At 61.0% G+C, this 16128-nt stretch carries 17 protein-coding genes; 6 read left to right on the forward strand and 11 right to left on the reverse strand.

Going from position 1 to position 16128, the window contains the following annotated elements:
* Positions 1 to 3 precede the first annotated feature (3 nt).
* Complete coding sequence (locus ACZZ0K_RS01855; protein ID WP_463558938.1) at positions 4 to 1728, reverse strand: tetratricopeptide repeat protein; 1725 nt, start codon at positions 1726 to 1728, stop codon at positions 4 to 6.
* Between the two features lie 182 nt (positions 1729 to 1910).
* On the opposite strand from ACZZ0K_RS01855, the gene hemA reads away from it, so the two are divergent.
* The 6 genes from hemA to ACZZ0K_RS01885 all read left to right on the forward strand — a co-directional run bounded on the left by hemA (position 1911) and on the right by ACZZ0K_RS01885 (position 7270).
* Positions 1911 to 3197: a glutamyl-tRNA reductase gene (hemA, locus tag ACZZ0K_RS01860; RefSeq protein ID WP_016773209.1), complete on the forward strand. Its 1287-nt coding sequence runs from the start codon at positions 1911 to 1913 to the stop codon at positions 3195 to 3197.
* Positions 3194 to 4276, forward strand: a complete 1083-nt coding sequence (prfA, locus tag ACZZ0K_RS01865) for a peptide chain release factor 1 (protein ID WP_016773210.1) — start codon at positions 3194 to 3196, stop codon at positions 4274 to 4276. Before hemA ends, prfA begins: the two co-directional genes overlap by 4 nt.
* Entirely contained in the window at positions 4277 to 5107 is an 831-nt protein-coding gene (prmC, locus tag ACZZ0K_RS01870; protein ID WP_252884831.1) for a peptide chain release factor N(5)-glutamine methyltransferase, read from the forward strand.
* Positions 5101 to 5856: a molybdopterin-synthase adenylyltransferase MoeB gene (locus ACZZ0K_RS01875; RefSeq protein ID WP_258707195.1), complete on the forward strand. Its 756-nt coding sequence runs from the start codon at positions 5101 to 5103 to the stop codon at positions 5854 to 5856. The genes prmC and ACZZ0K_RS01875 overlap by 7 nt, the downstream gene beginning before the upstream one ends.
* The gene (gene murI, locus ACZZ0K_RS01880) at positions 5849 to 6640 is read left to right on the forward strand and encodes a glutamate racemase (protein ID WP_122747842.1); all 792 of its coding nucleotides are present in this window, start codon (positions 5849 to 5851) and stop codon (positions 6638 to 6640) included. The genes ACZZ0K_RS01875 and murI overlap by 8 nt, the downstream gene beginning before the upstream one ends.
* A 111-nt stretch (positions 6641 to 6751) precedes the next feature.
* Positions 6752 to 7270, forward strand: a complete 519-nt coding sequence (locus ACZZ0K_RS01885; protein ID WP_041480001.1) for an acyloxyacyl hydrolase — start codon at positions 6752 to 6754, stop codon at positions 7268 to 7270.
* A 93-nt stretch (positions 7271 to 7363) separates the two neighbouring features.
* Here ACZZ0K_RS01885 and ACZZ0K_RS01890 read toward each other — a convergent pair whose 3' ends face one another.
* From ACZZ0K_RS01890 to ACZZ0K_RS01935, 10 genes are read right to left on the reverse strand one after another with little or no spacing between them, the layout of a single operon-like run.
* A complete protein-coding gene (locus ACZZ0K_RS01890; protein WP_024014290.1) occupies positions 7364 to 7669 on the reverse strand; it encodes a YkgJ family cysteine cluster protein in 306 nt (101 codons plus the stop codon).
* 52 nt (positions 7670 to 7721) lie between these two features.
* Positions 7722 to 8213, reverse strand: coding sequence for a DUF2878 domain-containing protein (locus ACZZ0K_RS01895; protein WP_151551149.1), 492 nt, complete (start codon positions 8211 to 8213; stop codon positions 7722 to 7724).
* On the reverse strand, positions 8206 to 9471 hold the full coding sequence (locus ACZZ0K_RS01900) for an SAM-dependent methyltransferase (RefSeq protein ID WP_095181656.1): 1266 nt from the start codon (positions 9469 to 9471) through the stop codon (positions 8206 to 8208). The genes ACZZ0K_RS01895 and ACZZ0K_RS01900 overlap by 8 nt, the downstream gene beginning before the upstream one ends.
* Positions 9458 to 10273 (reverse strand): DUF1365 domain-containing protein, encoded by an 816-nt coding sequence (locus tag ACZZ0K_RS01905; RefSeq protein WP_095181657.1) that lies wholly within the window; start codon positions 10271 to 10273, stop codon positions 9458 to 9460. The genes ACZZ0K_RS01900 and ACZZ0K_RS01905 overlap by 14 nt, the downstream gene beginning before the upstream one ends.
* Positions 10270 to 11517 carry an NAD(P)/FAD-dependent oxidoreductase gene (locus ACZZ0K_RS01910; protein ID WP_258707194.1) on the reverse strand — a complete coding sequence of 416 codons (1248 nt, stop codon included), beginning with the start codon at positions 11515 to 11517 and terminating at the stop codon, positions 10270 to 10272. Before ACZZ0K_RS01910 ends, ACZZ0K_RS01905 begins: the two co-directional genes overlap by 4 nt.
* Complete coding sequence (locus ACZZ0K_RS01915) at positions 11514 to 12296, reverse strand: SDR family NAD(P)-dependent oxidoreductase (protein WP_041479996.1); 783 nt, start codon at positions 12294 to 12296, stop codon at positions 11514 to 11516. The genes ACZZ0K_RS01910 and ACZZ0K_RS01915 overlap by 4 nt, the downstream gene beginning before the upstream one ends.
* The gene (locus ACZZ0K_RS01920) at positions 12293 to 12715 is read right to left on the reverse strand and encodes a nuclear transport factor 2 family protein (protein ID WP_071173575.1); all 423 of its coding nucleotides are present in this window, start codon (positions 12713 to 12715) and stop codon (positions 12293 to 12295) included. Before ACZZ0K_RS01920 ends, ACZZ0K_RS01915 begins: the two co-directional genes overlap by 4 nt.
* On the reverse strand, positions 12708 to 14153 hold the full coding sequence (gene phrB, locus ACZZ0K_RS01925) for a deoxyribodipyrimidine photo-lyase (protein ID WP_463558939.1): 1446 nt from the start codon (positions 14151 to 14153) through the stop codon (positions 12708 to 12710). The genes ACZZ0K_RS01920 and phrB overlap by 8 nt, the downstream gene beginning before the upstream one ends.
* 16 nt (positions 14154 to 14169) lie before the next feature.
* Positions 14170 to 15111 carry a MerR family transcriptional regulator gene (locus ACZZ0K_RS01930; protein WP_016773222.1) on the reverse strand — a complete coding sequence of 314 codons (942 nt, stop codon included), beginning with the start codon at positions 15109 to 15111 and terminating at the stop codon, positions 14170 to 14172.
* On the reverse strand, positions 15111 to 16073 hold the full coding sequence (locus tag ACZZ0K_RS01935; protein WP_041479992.1) for a YbgA family protein: 963 nt from the start codon (positions 16071 to 16073) through the stop codon (positions 15111 to 15113). Before ACZZ0K_RS01935 ends, ACZZ0K_RS01930 begins: the two co-directional genes overlap by 1 nt.
* Positions 16074 to 16128: the final 55 nt, after the last annotated feature.

Below are 16128 nucleotides of genomic sequence, written 5' to 3' on the forward strand. Positions count from 1 at the left end.
GGTTTAAAGATTCTCGGATCCGGTCAGGCGCTTGATGGTGCTGCGCAGAATGGTGCTGTCGGGCTGATCCTTGAGGAACTTGCCCCACACTTGTTTGGCTTCGCGCTGATTGCCCTTGGCCCACAGAACCTCGCCAAGGTGCGCGGCGACTTCGTGGTCAGGGAAACGCTCGAGCGCCTGGCGCAGGTATTTCTCCGCGTCGTCCAGATTCCCCAGGCGATAGTTCACCCAGCCGAGGCTGTCGAGAACTGCCGGGTCTTCCGGGTTGATCTGGTGCGCCTGCTCGATCAGCGTTTTCGCTTCAGCGTAGCGGGTGGTGCGATCGGACAAGGTGTAGCCCAGAGCATTGAGCGCCATGGCGTTGTCCGGGTCGCGCTTGATGATCAGGCGCAGGTCTTTCTCCATTTGCGCCAGATCATTGCGTTTCTCCGCGAGCATGGCGCGGGTGTAAAGCAGATTGAGATCGTCCGGGTATTTCTGCAGCGCTTGTTGCAGAACCTTCCAGGCCTTGTCGTCCTGTTTATTGGCCGACAGGCTTTCCGACTCGATCAGATACAACTGGATCGCGTAGTCGGGCTGCTCGTCACGCTCGGCCGCCAGTTTGCTCTGCGCTTCGGCGGTTTTGCCGTTGCTCATCAGGATATCGGCCTGACGCAGCTGTGCCGGCAGATAGTCATTGCCCGGGCCGACCTGGGCGTATTCGATGAGCGCGCCTTGCGGGTCATTGCGTTCTTCGGCAATCCGGCCGAGATTCAGATGCGCTGAATCGACGTGGCTTTCGCGAGCGATCAGGTCTTCCAGATAGCCCTTGGCTTCATCCCACGCCTTGGCTTCCAGGCACACCAGTGCCAGCGAGTAACGCAGTTCATCGTCTTCCGGGTATTGCTGAACGAGCGTGGAGAATTCTGCCTTGGCGTCGTCCATGCGGTCCTGTTCGACCAGCATGCGCGCGTAGGTCAGGCGCAGGCGCTTGTCTTCCGGGTATTTTCTGATGCTTTTCTGCAACAGCGGCAGCGCTTCGTCGCCACGGTTGAGCAATTGAAGCAGGCGCCCACGCAGCAGGATCGGTGCGATCTCGCCGTCTTCCGGTGGGTTGTCTTCGAGCAGAGTCAGCGCGCCTTGATTGTCGCCATCCTGCTGCAGCAGCAGAGCCTTGCCGAAAATCAGCTGATTGTTGTTCGGGTGACGCTCAAGCAAACGGTCGAAGCTTTTCATCAGGCCGTTGCGGGTTTCCTGATCGGTGTCGGCGGCCGACAGCGCGAGGAAATCGAAATGGGTGTCGCCCTTGCCCTGCAGGACTTTCTCCATGTAGACCATGGAGTCGTCGTAACGCCCGGCGCGGGCCAGTTGCACGGCGGCGGCGCGTTGCGCTTCGAGATCATCCGGAGCGTTGCGCGCCCAGATCAGCGCGGTGTCGAGGGCCGGTTGATCGGCGCCCAGATATTCGGCGATGCGGAACGCACGCTCGGAAACGCCCGGATCCTGGGTGTTGATGGCCTGGGTCACGTAATTGTCCAGGGCAATGTCGAAACGATTGCGCTGGCCAGCGAGTTCGGCGCTCAGCAGACTGAACACGGTTTCCTCGCTGAACGAGCCGTAAACCTTGGGCTTTTCAGGCGCGGGCGTGGTGTCTTCGACCGGCGGGGTGCCGTCCGGCGCAACGGGCGCCATGGCCTGGCAGCCGCTGAGGAAGACAAAAGCGAGGAGCAACGCGGAAGATCTATTCATATAGGAAGAGGACGACTAACCTGCGGTCGGATCATCATGACACAAGCCTTCGGCCAAACATAACCGAGACTCAATTGTGGCCATTATAGGGGCTGACGATTGGGACAATAGTCAGCGGTAGTTGTTCTGAATCTTTCGAAGTAGGACAATTGCCGGCTTCACGTCACCACCAGCGACCTTGAATGGCCTTCCTTGCACTCGGTATTAACCACAAGACTGCTTCAGTAGACGTCCGCGAGCGCGTGGCCTTTACCCCTGAGCAGCTGGTGGAGGCCTTGCAGCAGCTCTGCCGACTGACCGACAGCCGCGAAGCCGCGATCCTCTCCACCTGCAATCGCAGTGAGCTTTATATAGAACAGGATCAGCTCTCGGCCGATGTCGTGCTGCGCTGGCTGGCCGATTATCACCATCTGAGCCTCGACGAACTGCGCGCCAGTGCCTATGTGCATGAAGACGATGCGGCTGTTCGTCACATGATGCGCGTCGCTTCCGGGCTCGACTCGCTGGTGCTGGGCGAACCGCAGATTCTCGGTCAGATGAAATCGGCCTACGCCGTGGCCCGCGAGGCCGGCACCATCGGTCCGCTGCTGGGGCGGTTGTTCCAGGCGACGTTCAATGCCGCCAAGCAAGTGCGTACCGATACCGCGATTGGCGAGAACCCGGTGTCGGTGGCGTTTGCCGCAGTGAGCCTGGCGAAACAGATTTTCAGCGATCTGCAACGCAGCCAGGCGCTGCTGATCGGTGCCGGCGAGACGATTACGCTGGTCGCGCGCCATTTGCATGAGCTGGGGGTCAAGCGCATCGTCGTCGCCAACCGCACGCTGGAGCGCGCCAGTCAACTGGCCGAACAGTTCGGCGCCCACGCGGTGCTGCTCTCGGACATTCCGGCGGAGCTGGTGCGCAGCGACATCGTCATCAGTTCGACCGCCAGCCAGTTGCCGATCCTCGGCAAGGGTGCGGTGGAAAGTGCGCTGAAGCTGCGCAAGCACAAGCCGATCTTCATGGTCGACATCGCCGTACCGCGAGATATCGAGCCAGAAGTCGGCGAGTTGGACGACGTTTACCTGTACAGCGTCGACGATCTCCACGAAGTGGTCGCCGAGAACCTCAAGAGCCGCCAGGGTGCAGCCCAGGCAGCGGAGGAGATGGTCTCGGTCGGCGCCGACGATTTCATGGTGCGCCTGCGCGAACTGGCGGCAGTCGATGTGCTCAAGGCCTATCGTCAACAGAGCGAACGCTTGCGAGACGAAGAATTGCAGAAGGCCCTGCGTCTGCTGGCCAACGGCGGCAACGCCGAAGACGTGCTCGGGCAACTGGCCCGTGGCCTGACCAACAAACTCTTGCATGCGCCCAGCGTGCAATTGAAAAAGCTGTCTGCCGAAGGCCGCCTCGATGCGCTGGCCATGGCCCAGGAACTCTTTGCCCTTGAGGGCTCACCGGATAGTTTTTCGGATAAAAAACCGCAATGAAAGCGTCACTGCTCAACAAGCTGGACATTCTCCAGGACCGTTTCGAGGAACTGACCGCGCTGCTCGGCGACGGTGAAGTCATTGCCGATCAGGCCAAATTCCGCGCCTATTCCAAGGAATACGCCGAACTCGAGCCGGTAGTGGCCGCCTATAAAAAGCTGCTCGGCGTACAAAGCGATCTTGAAGGCGCGCAGGCGCTGCTCAAGGACAACGACCCGGACATGCGCGAAATGGCCGTGGAAGAAGTTCGCGAAGCCAAGGAGTTGCTGGTCACGCTGGAATCCGATCTGCAGCGCATGTTGCTGCCTAAAGATCCGAATGACGGGCGCAACGTCTTCCTCGAAATTCGCGCCGGCACCGGTGGCGACGAGGCGGCGATCTTCTCCGGCGACCTGTTCCGCATGTACTCGCGTTATGCCGAGCGGCGTGGCTGGCGCGTCGAGATCCTCTCGGAAAACGAAGGCGAACACGGCGGCTATAAAGAAGTCATCGCGCGCATTGAAGGCGACAACGTTTACGGCAAGCTGAAATTCGAGTCCGGCGCGCACCGCGTTCAGCGCGTACCGGCTACCGAATCCCAGGGCCGGATCCACACGTCGGCCTGCACCGTGGCGGTGTTGCCGGAGCCGGATGAGCGCGAAGCCATCGAGATCAACCCGGCGGATCTGCGCGTCGACACTTACCGTTCCTCCGGCGCTGGTGGTCAGCACGTCAACACCACCGATTCGGCGATCCGCATTACCCACATCCCGACCGGCACTGTCGTCGAATGCCAGGAAGAGCGCTCCCAGCACAAGAACCGTGCCCGGGCGATGGCGTGGCTGTCGGCCAAGCTCAACGATCAGCAAAACGCAGCGGCGGCCAACGCGATTGCCAGTGAGCGCAAGTTGCTGGTCGGTTCCGGCGATCGATCCGAGCGTATCCGCACCTACAACTACGCCCAGGGTCGGGTCACCGACCATCGCGTCAACCTGACCCTGTATTCCCTGGATGAAATTCTCGCCGGTGGCGTCGAAGCTGTAATCGAGCCCTTGCTGGCCGAATATCAGGCTGATCAACTCGCAGCGATAGGTGAATAAATGACCATCATCGCCAGCCTGTTGCGCGCCGCCGAGTTGCCGGACTCGCCGACTGCGCGTCTGGACGCTGAATTGCTTCTCGCCGCCGCACTGGGCAAGTCGCGCAGCTTCCTGCATACCTGGCCCGAGCGCATCGTGCCGAGTGAAGCGGCGCTGACCTTTGCCGAGTATTTGCAACGGCGGCGTAGCGGTGAACCGGTGGCCTACATTCTCGGCCAGCAGGGCTTTTGGAAGCTGGATCTGGAAGTCGCGCCGCACACGCTGATTCCGCGTCCTGACACCGAATTGCTGGTGGAGGCAGCCCTTGAGCTGCTGCCGGCAACTCCGGCCAAGGTTCTTGATCTGGGCACCGGCAGTGGCGCGATTGCTTTGGCCTTGGCCAGCGAACGGCCGGCGTGGAAAGTCACCGCCGTGGATCGTGTGCTTGAAGCCGTGGCCCTGGCCGAACGCAATCGCCAGCGTCTGCACCTGAACAACGCTACGGTGCTGAACAGCCATTGGTTCAGCGCCCTCGAGGGCCAGCGTTTCCAATTGATCATCAGCAACCCGCCGTACATTGCCGCCGCCGATCCGCATCTGGTCGAAGGCGATGTACGCTTCGAACCGGCCAGTGCGCTGGTCGCCGGTGAAGATGGCCTCGATGATCTGCGCCTGATTGTTGCGCAGACGCCGGATCATCTTGAAACCGGCGGCTGGCTGATGCTCGAACACGGCTATGATCAGGCCGAAGCGGTGCGTGATCTGCTGCTTACCCGTGGCTTTGAAGAAGTCCATAGCCGCACCGATCTGGGCGGCCATCAACGCATCAGTCTGGGGCGCCTGCCGTGCTGAATGATCAGGAATTGCTGCGCTACAGCCGGCAGATTCTGCTGCAACACATCGACATCGACGGGCAGCTGAAACTCAAAGGCAGCCGCGTGCTGATCGTCGGCCTTGGCGGCCTCGGCGCGCCAGTGGCGTTGTATCTGGCAGCGGCGGGCGTCGGCGAATTGCATCTGGCGGATTTCGACACGGTCGATCTGACCAATCTGCAACGGCAGATCATTCACGACACCGACAGTGTCGGCATGTCCAAGGTCGACTCGGCGCTCAAGCGCCTGGGCGCGATCAATCCGGAAATTCAACTGGTCGCCCATCGCCAGGCGCTGGACGAGGATTCTCTCGGTGCAGCGGTGGCGGCGGTGGATCTGGTGCTCGATTGCTCGGACAATTTCTCTACCCGTGAGGCGGTCAATGCCGCCTGTGTTGCCGCGTGCACGCCACTGGTCAGTGGCGCGGCGATTCGTCTGGAAGGGCAGTTGTCGGTGTTCGATCCACGACGTGCCGACAGCCCTTGCTATCACTGCCTGTACGGTCACGGCAGTGAAGCCGAACTGACCTGCAGCGAGGCCGGCGTGGTCGGGCCATTGGTCGGTCTGGTCGGCAGCTTGCAGGCGCTCGAAGCGTTGAAGGTTCTGGTCGGCTTTGGTGAACCATTGGTGGGGCGACTGTTGTTGATCGACGCCTTGGGCTCGCGATTCCGTGAGCTTCGCGTCAAGCGCGATCCGGGCTGCAGCGTCTGTGGCGCCCGCCATGCGTGAAGCGCCGATCGGCGTGTTCGATTCCGGGGTCGGCGGCTTGTCGGTCCTCGGCGAAATCCAGCGCTTGCTGCCCAACGAATCGCTGCTTTATGTCGCCGATTGCGGGAACATTCCTTACGGCGAGAAAACCCCGGAATTCATCCGCGAGCGTTGCAGCGTGATGGCCGGGTTTTTTCGCGAGCAGGGGGCCAAAGCTTTGGTGCTGGCGTGCAATACCGCGACCGTGGCGGGGGTTGCCGATCTGCGTCGCGATTTCCCCGACTGGCCGATTGTCGGCATGGAACCGGCGGTCAAACCGGCCGCAGCGGCCACACGAAGCGGCGTGGTTGGCGTCCTGGCCACGACCGGCACGTTGCAGAGCGCGAAGTTTGCCGCGTTGCTCGATCGCTTCGCGGCTGACATAAAAGTCATCACCCAGCCCTGTCCGGGACTGGTCGAACTGATCGAAACGGGTGATCTGCACAGCGCCGAATTACGCACTTTATTGCAAGGTTACGTCGCTCCATTGCTGGCGCAAAACTGCGACACGATCATTCTTGGCTGTACCCATTATCCCTTCCTCAAGCCGCTACTCAGGTCGATGATCGCCGACGATGTCAGCCTGATCGATACCGGAGATGCCGTGGCCCGGCAGTTGCAACGCTTGCTCGCCGAGCGTGATCTGCTGGCGCAACGTCCGAGCCAGCCGGTGAAGTTCTGGACCAGCGGCGATCCGCAATCTCTCAGAAAAATCCTACCGTTGCTGGGCCAAACTGCGTCGAATGTGCAAAACTTCGACTTGTAAAAAAAATGTGAAATAACTAAAAAAACGCTGAACTTCTGACCAAGCGCGGATTTCTATAGCGACAGCAGCAACTAAAAACCAAACGATCGTTCCGGAAAAGGAAGTTTCAAAGTGAAGCGACTATTCTGCTTGGCCGCGATTGCGGCCGCACTGATGGGGCAAAGCATTACTGCACAAGCCGCTGGCGTTGAATTCGCCGTCGGCGGTACCAGCGATTCGACAATGACGTATCGCTTAGGCATGAATTTCGACTGGGACAAGAGCTGGCTGCAGAGCGACGTGGGTCGCCTGACCGGCTACTGGAGCGGTGCCTACACGTACTGGGAAGGTGACAAGACTTCCAGCAACAACAGCCTGTCGTTCTCGCCTGTATTCGTTTACGAGTTTGCCGGTCAGTCGGTCAAGCCATACGTGGAAGCGGGTATCGGCGTGGCGTTCTTCTCCAACACCGAATACGAAAGCAACAACCTGGGCGGCTCCTTCCAGTTTGAAGACCGCATCGGTGTCGGCCTGCGTTTCAACGGCGGCCACGAAGTCGGCATCCGCGCCACGCACTACTCCAACGCCGGCCTGTCCAGCGACAACGATGGTGTAGAAAGCTACGCGCTGCATTACACAATGCCGCTGTAACACAGATCAAAAGATCGCAGCCTTCGGCAGCTCCTACATGGGAATGATGTCTCCTGTAGGAGCTGCCGAAGGCTGCGATCTTTTGTTTTTGAATCAGCGGTAGGCTGTAGCGATACCCCGGCGCTCTTCGATGCACTCCGGCGCGCCCATTTCAAACTCGCGGCAAATCAGCGGGCGTCGTTCATAGATCGTGCACATCATGCTGTCGCGATCCAGTGCCGCGCACCAGCCGTCGTCCAGACGCAGCATCACTTCGCCGCCCCATTCATCGGTATCGATAAAGCGATCAGGCACGCCGGTGTCGGTGATCAGCATCACTTCGAGCTGGCAGCAGCACGCCGCACAGGTCGAGCAGGTGACCGCCGGTTCGGCGATTTGTGTGTGAGGGATGGTTTTCATCGTGGCAGTGTAAGGCAGTGATCGCGGTGGGTGTGAAAGCGCTGACGGACGCTCACGGCGCCAGACGCCGTGCCATCAAGTGCAACAGCGGGAACAGCCCTGCCCAGAGCAGCCCGATAACGATCAGCGTCGACACTTCGCCGTAAGGGAAATGCACGCCGGCCAGGCGTCCGCCACCGTAGTACGACAACGCCCCGCCCACCGCGCCAAGTGCGCTGGCCAGCCACCATGGCCGCGCGCTCCAGGCCAGGCAGTGGCGCAACGTGGTGGCGAGCAACGCCCACAGTAGCATCAGCCACAGCGGAATCAGCGGTGACGCGTCTGCAAAGCGGAACACGTCGAGGTAACGCAAGACGCTGTCCACCGCCGTGCCGACAATCACCACGCACAGAATCAAACGACCTTCTGCCGCCCAACTGCTGATCCAGCGCAGATGAATCACCAGCGCCGCCAGTGCCAGCAACAGCCATAAACTGTTGCCGCCGAGCACGCAGGCCAGCCAGCCGAGCTGAAACAGCACGGCATTGGCGATTCGCTCACGCATCGAAGCGTCCGAGCAGGGGAGCGGTCATCGCCGCCGGTTTGGCCAGCAGCAATTGCGCGGTGCCGATGGTGCGTTCGAGGAATCCGCCCTCGCAGTAGCACAGATAGAACTCCCACAAACGCAGGAAATAATCGTCGTAGCCCAGCTCGCTCAGGCGACCATGGGCGAGGCGAAAGTTCTCGTGCCACAGGCGCAGTGTCCTGGCGTAATGCAGGCCGAAATCTTCCATGTGCAGCAGGTTCATGTCGGTTTCGCGGCCGACCACATCGAGCATCTTGTGCACCGAGGGCAGGGCGCCGCCGGGGAAGATGTAGCGCTGGATGAAGTCGACGCTGCGCTTGGCCTGTTCGTAGCGTTGTTCGCGAATGGTGATCGCCTGGAGCAGCATCAGGCCGTTGCTTTTGAGCAACTGCGCGCATTGCTTGAAGTAGGTCGGCAGGAACCGATGGCCGACCGCTTCGATCATCTCGATCGACACCAGTTTGTCGTACTCGCCGCTGAGGTCGCGGTAGTCCTTGAGCAGCAGGGTGACGCGATCCTGCAAGCCGAGTTGTTCGATGCGCTTGGCGGTGAACGCAAATTGCTCTTTCGACAGCGTCGTGGTGGTCACGCGGCAACCGTAATGCTGCGCTGCGTACAGGGCCATGCTGCCCCAACCGGTGCCGATTTCCAGCAGGTGGTCGCTGGGTTTGAGCGCGAGTTTCTGGCAGATGCGTTCAAGTTTGTTCAATTGCGCCTGTTCCAGGGTGTCGCTCGGCGAAAGGAACTGGGCGGCGGAATACATCATGGTCGGGTCGAGAAACTGTTCGAACAGTTCATTGCCGAGGTCGTAGTGCGCGGCGATGTTTTTCTGCGAACCCTTGCGCGTGTTGCGATTGAGCCAGTGCAGGCCTTGCACGAAGGGCCGGCCCAGACGCGCCAGGCCACCTTCCATGGCATCGAGTACATCGAGATTGCTGACGAACACGCGCACCACAGCAGTCAGGTCCGGCGAACTCCAATAGCCGTGGATGAATGCTTCGCCGGCGCCGATCGAGCCGCTGCTGGCGACCATGCCCCACAGGGCCGGGTCGAGTACATGGACTTCGCCGAGCAGAGCACTGCCCGGGGTGCCGAAAAGCATTTGTTCGCCATCCTCGACGACCATCAATTGTCCGTGTTTGAGCTGGGCCAATTGGCGCAACACGCCACGGCGCAGCAGCGAGCCGGTCAAACCGTTGGTGCTGAAGCGACCGAGCGGCAGGCTAGAGGATTTCATGGTGCGGCTCCTTCGGAGGCACAGTGGCGGTTTTAAAGCTGCCGTCGGCAGCCTGGTGAGGGAAGATCGGCGCGCGCTTGAGCAGCAGTCGCAGTGCTTGCCAATAAATCGCCAGAGCGGTTTTTGCGGTCATCCACGGGAAGCGCCGCAGATAGCGATGCAGGCTGCGACGATCGAGCGGTTCGCGGCGCAGATTCAGTGTGGCGTCGAACAGTTTCTCGCTGCCCTGCCAATCGGCCATGTGCACACCCAGGCTTTGCGCGGCCGGGCTGAAGCTCATGCGGTATTCGAGGTCGCGGGGCAGAAACGGTGAAACGTGAAACGCCTTGGCTACAGCAAAATGTTGGTGGAAATCCACCAGACTGGTCGGCGTCTGCGCCGGCAACACGTAATGAAAACGCTCGCGCCATGGCGTATTGGTGACTTCACAAACGATCGCCGCCAGTTGTCCGTCGGCTTCATGGCAGTAGAAGAAGCTCACCGGATTGAACGACAGGCCCCAACTGCGCGGCTGAGTCAGCAGGCACACCGCGCCTTGTGGTTCATGACCGATGGCTGCACCGACCTGCTGGCGCACCGCGTCGATCAGGCGTATGCCCTTGCCGGTGAAGGCTTTGAGGTAATCGGTTTCGCGAAACGAGAACGGCGCAAAGCGGCTGCGCCCCGCCAGCGGCGACAAGGCCAGCACGGCGTCCTGTTCGCTCAGGTCGAGATAGAGCAGGCCAATGCGGTAGCGGAATTCGTGGCGGCGCGGCGCAAAACGTCGGTGGCCAATCACGCCGCTATACAGTGCGCTGTTCACAGGGTTTCACCGAACGCGGCGGCCACACGCAAACCGCTGACCACGCCATCTTCATGAAAGCCGTTGGCCCAGTAGGCGCCGCAATAATGCGTGTGCTGCTCGCCATCGAGTTCGCCCCAACGGTTTTGCGCGGCCGCTGCGGCGAGGGTGTATTGCGGGTGGGCGTAGGTATAGCGGGCCAGCACTTTATCGGGGCTGATGCCGGCAGTCTGGTTGAGGCTGACGCAGAACGTGGTGTTGCTCTCGATGCCCTGCAGGATGTTCATGTTGTAGGTGACCGCCGCGCGGGTATGGCCGGCGCCGCCGAGGCGATAGTTCCAGCTGGCCCAGGCCAGTTTGCGCGTCGGCAGCAGGCGCGTGTCGGTGTGCAGCACGACGTCGTTGTCGGCGTAGAGCAGGGCACCGAGAATCGAACGCTCGGCGTCGCTCGGATTGGCCAACAGCCTCAGTGCCTGATCGCTGTGACAGGCGAACACCACCTTGTCGAAATGTTCGAGGCCGGCCGGGCTGTGGATAACCACGCCGTGCTGGTTGCGCTCGACGCGGCTGACCGGGCAGTTCAGGCGAATCCTGTCGCTGAACGAAGCGGTCAGCGGCGCGATATACGCACTGGAACCGCCTTCAATGACCTGCCACTGCGGCCGATCACTGACCGACAACAGGCCATGATTCTTGAAAAAACGCAGGAAAAACTGCAGCGGGAAATTGAGCATTTCCGCCATCGGCATCGACCAGATCGCCGCGCCCATCGGCACGATGTAGTGCAGGATGAAGCGCTCGCCGTAGCCGCCGGCCTTGAGGTAATCGTCAAGGGTGGTGTCGGCGGCGATGCGCAGTTCCACCAGGTCGCGCTGGGCTTCTTTGTTGAAGCGCAGAATGTCGCGCAGCATGCCCCAGAACCCGGGCGACAACAGATTGCTGCGCTGGGCGAACAGGCTGTTGAGGTTGTTGCCGTTGTACTCCACGCCAGTGTCCGGGTCGGTTACCGAAAAGCTCATTTCGGTCGGCTTGAACGCCACGCCGAGCTGGTTGAGCAAGCGAATGAAGTTCGGGTAGGTCCAGTCGTTGAACACGATGAAACCGGTGTCGATGGCGAACGATTCCCCGGCCACGCTGACCGGTACGGTGTGGGTATGCCCGCCGACCCAGTCACTCGCTTCGAACACGGTGATGTCGTGGCGGCGGTTCAGCAGGTAGGCGCAGGTGAGCCCGGCGATACCGCTGCCAATTACGGCGATTTTCATATCGGGTCCCGCTGCGGTGGGTTCTTGCGCACCATGCGTTTGCCGATCGCCAGTTGCGCGCGAGCGGGCAGCTTGGACAGCGGCCACAGCGCGGCCATGAACAGCCCCGGGAAGGCAATTTCCAGCGGACGGTCCTTGAGTTTGGCGAAGATGTGCCGCGCCGCTTTATCTGCGGGCCAGCTCAGCGGCATCGGGAAATCGTTCCTCTCGGTCAGCGGCGTTTCGACAAAACCCGGGCTGATGATGGTGACTTCAATACCTTCATCCGCCAGATCGATGCGCAGCGATTCGAACAGGTAACGCAGCCCGGCCTTCGATGCGCCATAGGCTTCGGCCCGTGGCAGCGGCAGGTAAGTCACCGAGCTGGCCATGCCGACCAGATGCGGCGCCGTGCCTTTGCGCAACAGCGGCAGGGCGGCTTCGATGCAATAGCTGCTGGCGAGCAGATTGGTGCGCACCACGTGCTCGATGATCGACGAGTCGAACTGGCGCGCGTCGACATATTCACAGGTGCCGGCGTTGAGAATCACGCTGTCCAGCGAACCCCAGGCCTCGGTGATCTGCTCACCGATTTCGCGCACGGTCTGACTGTTGGTCAGATCGCCGGGCACCACCAGCACCTGGCCCGGATAACGCTGGGACAAGACCTTGAGCGGCGCGGCCGAGCGCGAGCTGACCGCCAGGTGCGCGCCGCTTTTCAGAATGTCCTCACACAAGGCTGCACCGATGCCACTGCTGGCCCCGGTCAACCAATACCGCCGTGGAGGTGTACGACTCATCCCATTCTCCTTTTCAGCCAGGCAATCACCCGGCCCAATATTGGCAAGTGTTCATACAGCAGCGCCCCGGCATCGAAATAATCCCGATGGCGATAAACCTTGTCGCGCCAGAGCAGGTGCGAACAGCCACCGACTCTGATTTCCCGCCCGTTGGCCAGGCGCGGATGGCGATAACTCATGACCCAGCGCAGGTAACCCTCACCTTCGCGGATCTGGTCAAAGCCGTGAAAATCGAAACGCAGATCGCTGACGTTGGCGTACAGCTCACTGAAGTAATCCCGCAGTTGTGCCAGGCCCTGAACTTCGTGCAGCGGATCGGTGAAATGAATGTCGTCGCTGTACAGCTCGCCGAGGCGATGCAGGTTGTCTTTGTTCAACCCGCAAAACTCGCGGGCGAAACTGCGCAGGAATTCACTCATCGCTGCCGCCCACTGGCTGGCGCGACGGCAGGTTCTTGAACGCCGTCAGCGCACGCTCGCGTGAAGTGCTGAGATTAACGATCGGCGCCGGATAACCGGACACGCCGAACAGTCCTCCGGCTGCCGCCGGATTGTGCACTTCCTTCTTGTTGAGCCCGGCCAGTTCCGGCAACCAGTGCTTGATGAACACGCCTTCGGCATCGAATTTTTCCGACTGGCTCAACGGGTTGAAGATACGGAAGTACGGCGCCGAGTCGGTGCCGGTCGATGAGCTCCACTGCCAGCCACCGTTGTTGGCCGCCAGGTCGCCGTCGATCAGGTGGCGCATGAAAAAGCGTTCGCCCTCGCGCCAGTCGATCAGCAGGTTTTTGGTCAGGAACATCGCTACGACCATGCGCAGGCGATTGTGCATCCAGCCGGTTTCCAGCAGTTGACGCATCGCCGCGTCGATGATCGGCAGCCCGGTGCGTGCCTCCTGCCAGGCCTTGAGTTCTTCCGGCGCATCGCGCCAGGCCAGCGCTTCGGTTTCCGGGCGGAAGGCGCGATGCCGGGAGACGCGTGGATAGCCGACCAGAATGTGTTTATAGAACTCGCGCCACAGCAGCTCGTTGATCCAGGTCACCGCGCCGACCTTGCCGCTTTCGAACTCGCCCTGATTGCTTTGCAGTGCAGCGTGCAGGCACTGGCGTGGCGAGATCACGCCGGCGGCGAGATACGCCGACAATTGGCTGGTGCCAGGTTTGGCCGGGAAGTCGCGTTCGCTGCGGTAGTAGTCGATCTGCGCATCGGTGAAGGTGTCGAGGCGGCGCCGCGCCTCTTGCTCGCCGGCCGGCCACAGGGCGCGCAGGGATTCGCTCGGTGTGGCGAAACCTTTTACCGCCTCCGGAATTGCATCGCTGGCGATATCCAGCGCGGCCTGCTTGCCGGGTGCCTTGACCAGTGCCGGCATCGAGCGATGCAGGCGTTCGTAGCAGACTTTGCGAAACTGACTGAACACCTGGAAGTAGGTGCCGGTCTTGGTCAGCACTGTGCCGGGTTTGAACAGCAACTGATCCAGGTAACTGTGGAATTCGATGCCTTCGGCTCGCAACGTTTCGGCCACGGCTTCATCACGGCGGCTTTCGTGAACGCCGTATTCCTCGTTGGCGTGCACCGCCTCGATCTTCAAATGCCGGCAGAGTTTGAGCAGCTCCGCCGGTGCCTGATCCCAGTGCGGTGCGCTGCGAATCAACAACGGGATGTTCAGCGCGCCGAGGCTCTGACTCAGTTCGCGCAGGTTGCGCAGCCAGAAATCCACTTTGCACGGCGCATCGTCGTGCTCCAGCCATTGCTGCGGACTCAACAGATACACCGCCACGGTCGGGCCGCGCGCTGCGGCGGCCGCGAGGGCAGTGTTGTCATGTAGGCGCAAGTCGCTGCGCAGCCAGATCAGTTGCATGTGATTAAACCCATCATCAAATCAATCCGCGCTCGAGCAGCGCCTGGTGGGCGGCAAGCGGATCTTCAGCCAGGAACAGATCGGCAGTCTGGGCGGTGCGTGCGGACAACTCGGTGTGGTGGATGTGCACCGTGGGGCCAGCAATCAAGGTCGGGCAATTGACGTTTGCCAACAGCTTGGGCAACTGCGCCAGTTGCATGGCTTTGCTCGAATACAGCAGCACGCCACGGGCTTGCAGATGCTCGACGGTCAGCGCCAGTTCACCGGCCGGCAGTGGCCAGTCGAACACTTGCACCGGGCAATCGGCACTGCTGATCAGCCATGCGCACAGCCACAGATGCGGCTCCAGCGGCAGGTCGGAATGATTGATCAACAACAGCGGCGCCGAATGCAGCTGACGGTTGTTATGGTAGATGCGTGCGCCGAATTTGCTGCGCAACCAGGAAAAGAAAAACGTCCGTTCCATCTGCGCACCGAACTGGCCCTGCCAGCGCTGTTCGAGCTCGGCCAGCAGCGGCATCAGCAATTGCTCGCACAACGTCCGTGGCGGATACAAGGCGATGGCCTGATTGACGCTGTCATCCAGCGCGCGCTCATTGAGCGAGGTGACCGCCGACAGCAACGTCTGATGCAGACGCTGCCAATCGTTTTCCACAGTTTCCGTGAAGGCCTGCGGCGCGTCGAGGAGAGGCTTGACCTGACTGACCGCAACGCCACGGTTGAGCCAGGTAAGGATGGCCATGATCCGCTGCACATGTTCAGCGCTATACAGTCGATGGCCCTTGGGCGTGCGCTGGGGCACCACCAACCCATAGCGACGTTCCCACGCGCGCAGGGTAATGGCGTTGACGCCGGTCTGCCGCGCGACTTCGCGAATCGGCAACCAGCCCTCGTCGAGGGCTTTCTTGAAGTCGGCGCCGAGGTCTTCCCGGGCGCTGCTATCGGTTTTATCGTTCATTAGATCGCGTTTCGCAGACTGAGGTTTTCCGGGTGCGGCTGCAGGTAAACCTGCTGCGCGATGTACGGGTCCGGATGGAGTCGAAAATGGTGTTTGAGCAGCGTCAACGGCACCACGAGCGGCACGATGCCCTGGCGGTACTGGCCGATGATCTGCTGCATTTCCTGTTTGTCTTCGGCGCTCAGCGATTGTTTCAAATAACCGCTGAGGTGCAGCAGCACGTTGCAATGGGTGCCGCGAGTGGCGCATTTCTTCAGCGCGGCCATCAGCTCGCTGAAATAGCGCGGGCCGAGTTCGGCGGGATCGCTGTCGGCCATGTTGCCGAGCATCTTGCCGAGGTTTTTGTATTGCAGCGGGTTGTGCGCCATCAGCAGGTACTTGTAGCGCGAATGGAACTCGGTGAGGGCGCGGCGGCTCAGGCCCTCGGCGAGCACTTGCTGCCAGGCGCTGTAGGCCAGGACGCGGGTGATGAAGTTTTCCCGCAGCACCGGATCGTTGAGGCGCCCGGCTTCTTCCACCGGCAGATCCGGATGCTGTGCACAGAATGCCTGCGCATAGATGCCGCGTCCGCCACCGTTCACTGGCGCGCCGTTGTCGTGATAGACCTTGACCCGTTCCAGCCCGCAGGAGGGCGACTGCTGCATGAAGATATAGCCGGACAGGTCCTGCAACTCGGCGGCCATTTTCTCGCCGTACTCGGCCAGCGGCCTGGTTACGTTGATGGTCCGGTCAACGGTGCCGACTGCCTCGGGTTGTTCAGGGTCGCCGACCAGCCGAATCGGCTCACGGGGAATACCCATGCCGATAGCAACTTCCGGGCACAGCGGGACGAAATCGAAATATTCGGTAAGGGTGCGGCTGCACAGCCGCGATTCCTTGTGCCCACCGTTGTAGCGCACTTCTTCGCCCAACAGGCAGGCGCTGATGGCGATCTTCGGCTTGGACAGGGAAGCAGTAGACATGAGCACCTCGAATCTATACCTGTACAGAGAGTTATCTCTGTACAACTTTTCCTCA

The organism is Pseudomonas sp. AC255 (assembly GCF_979258175.1).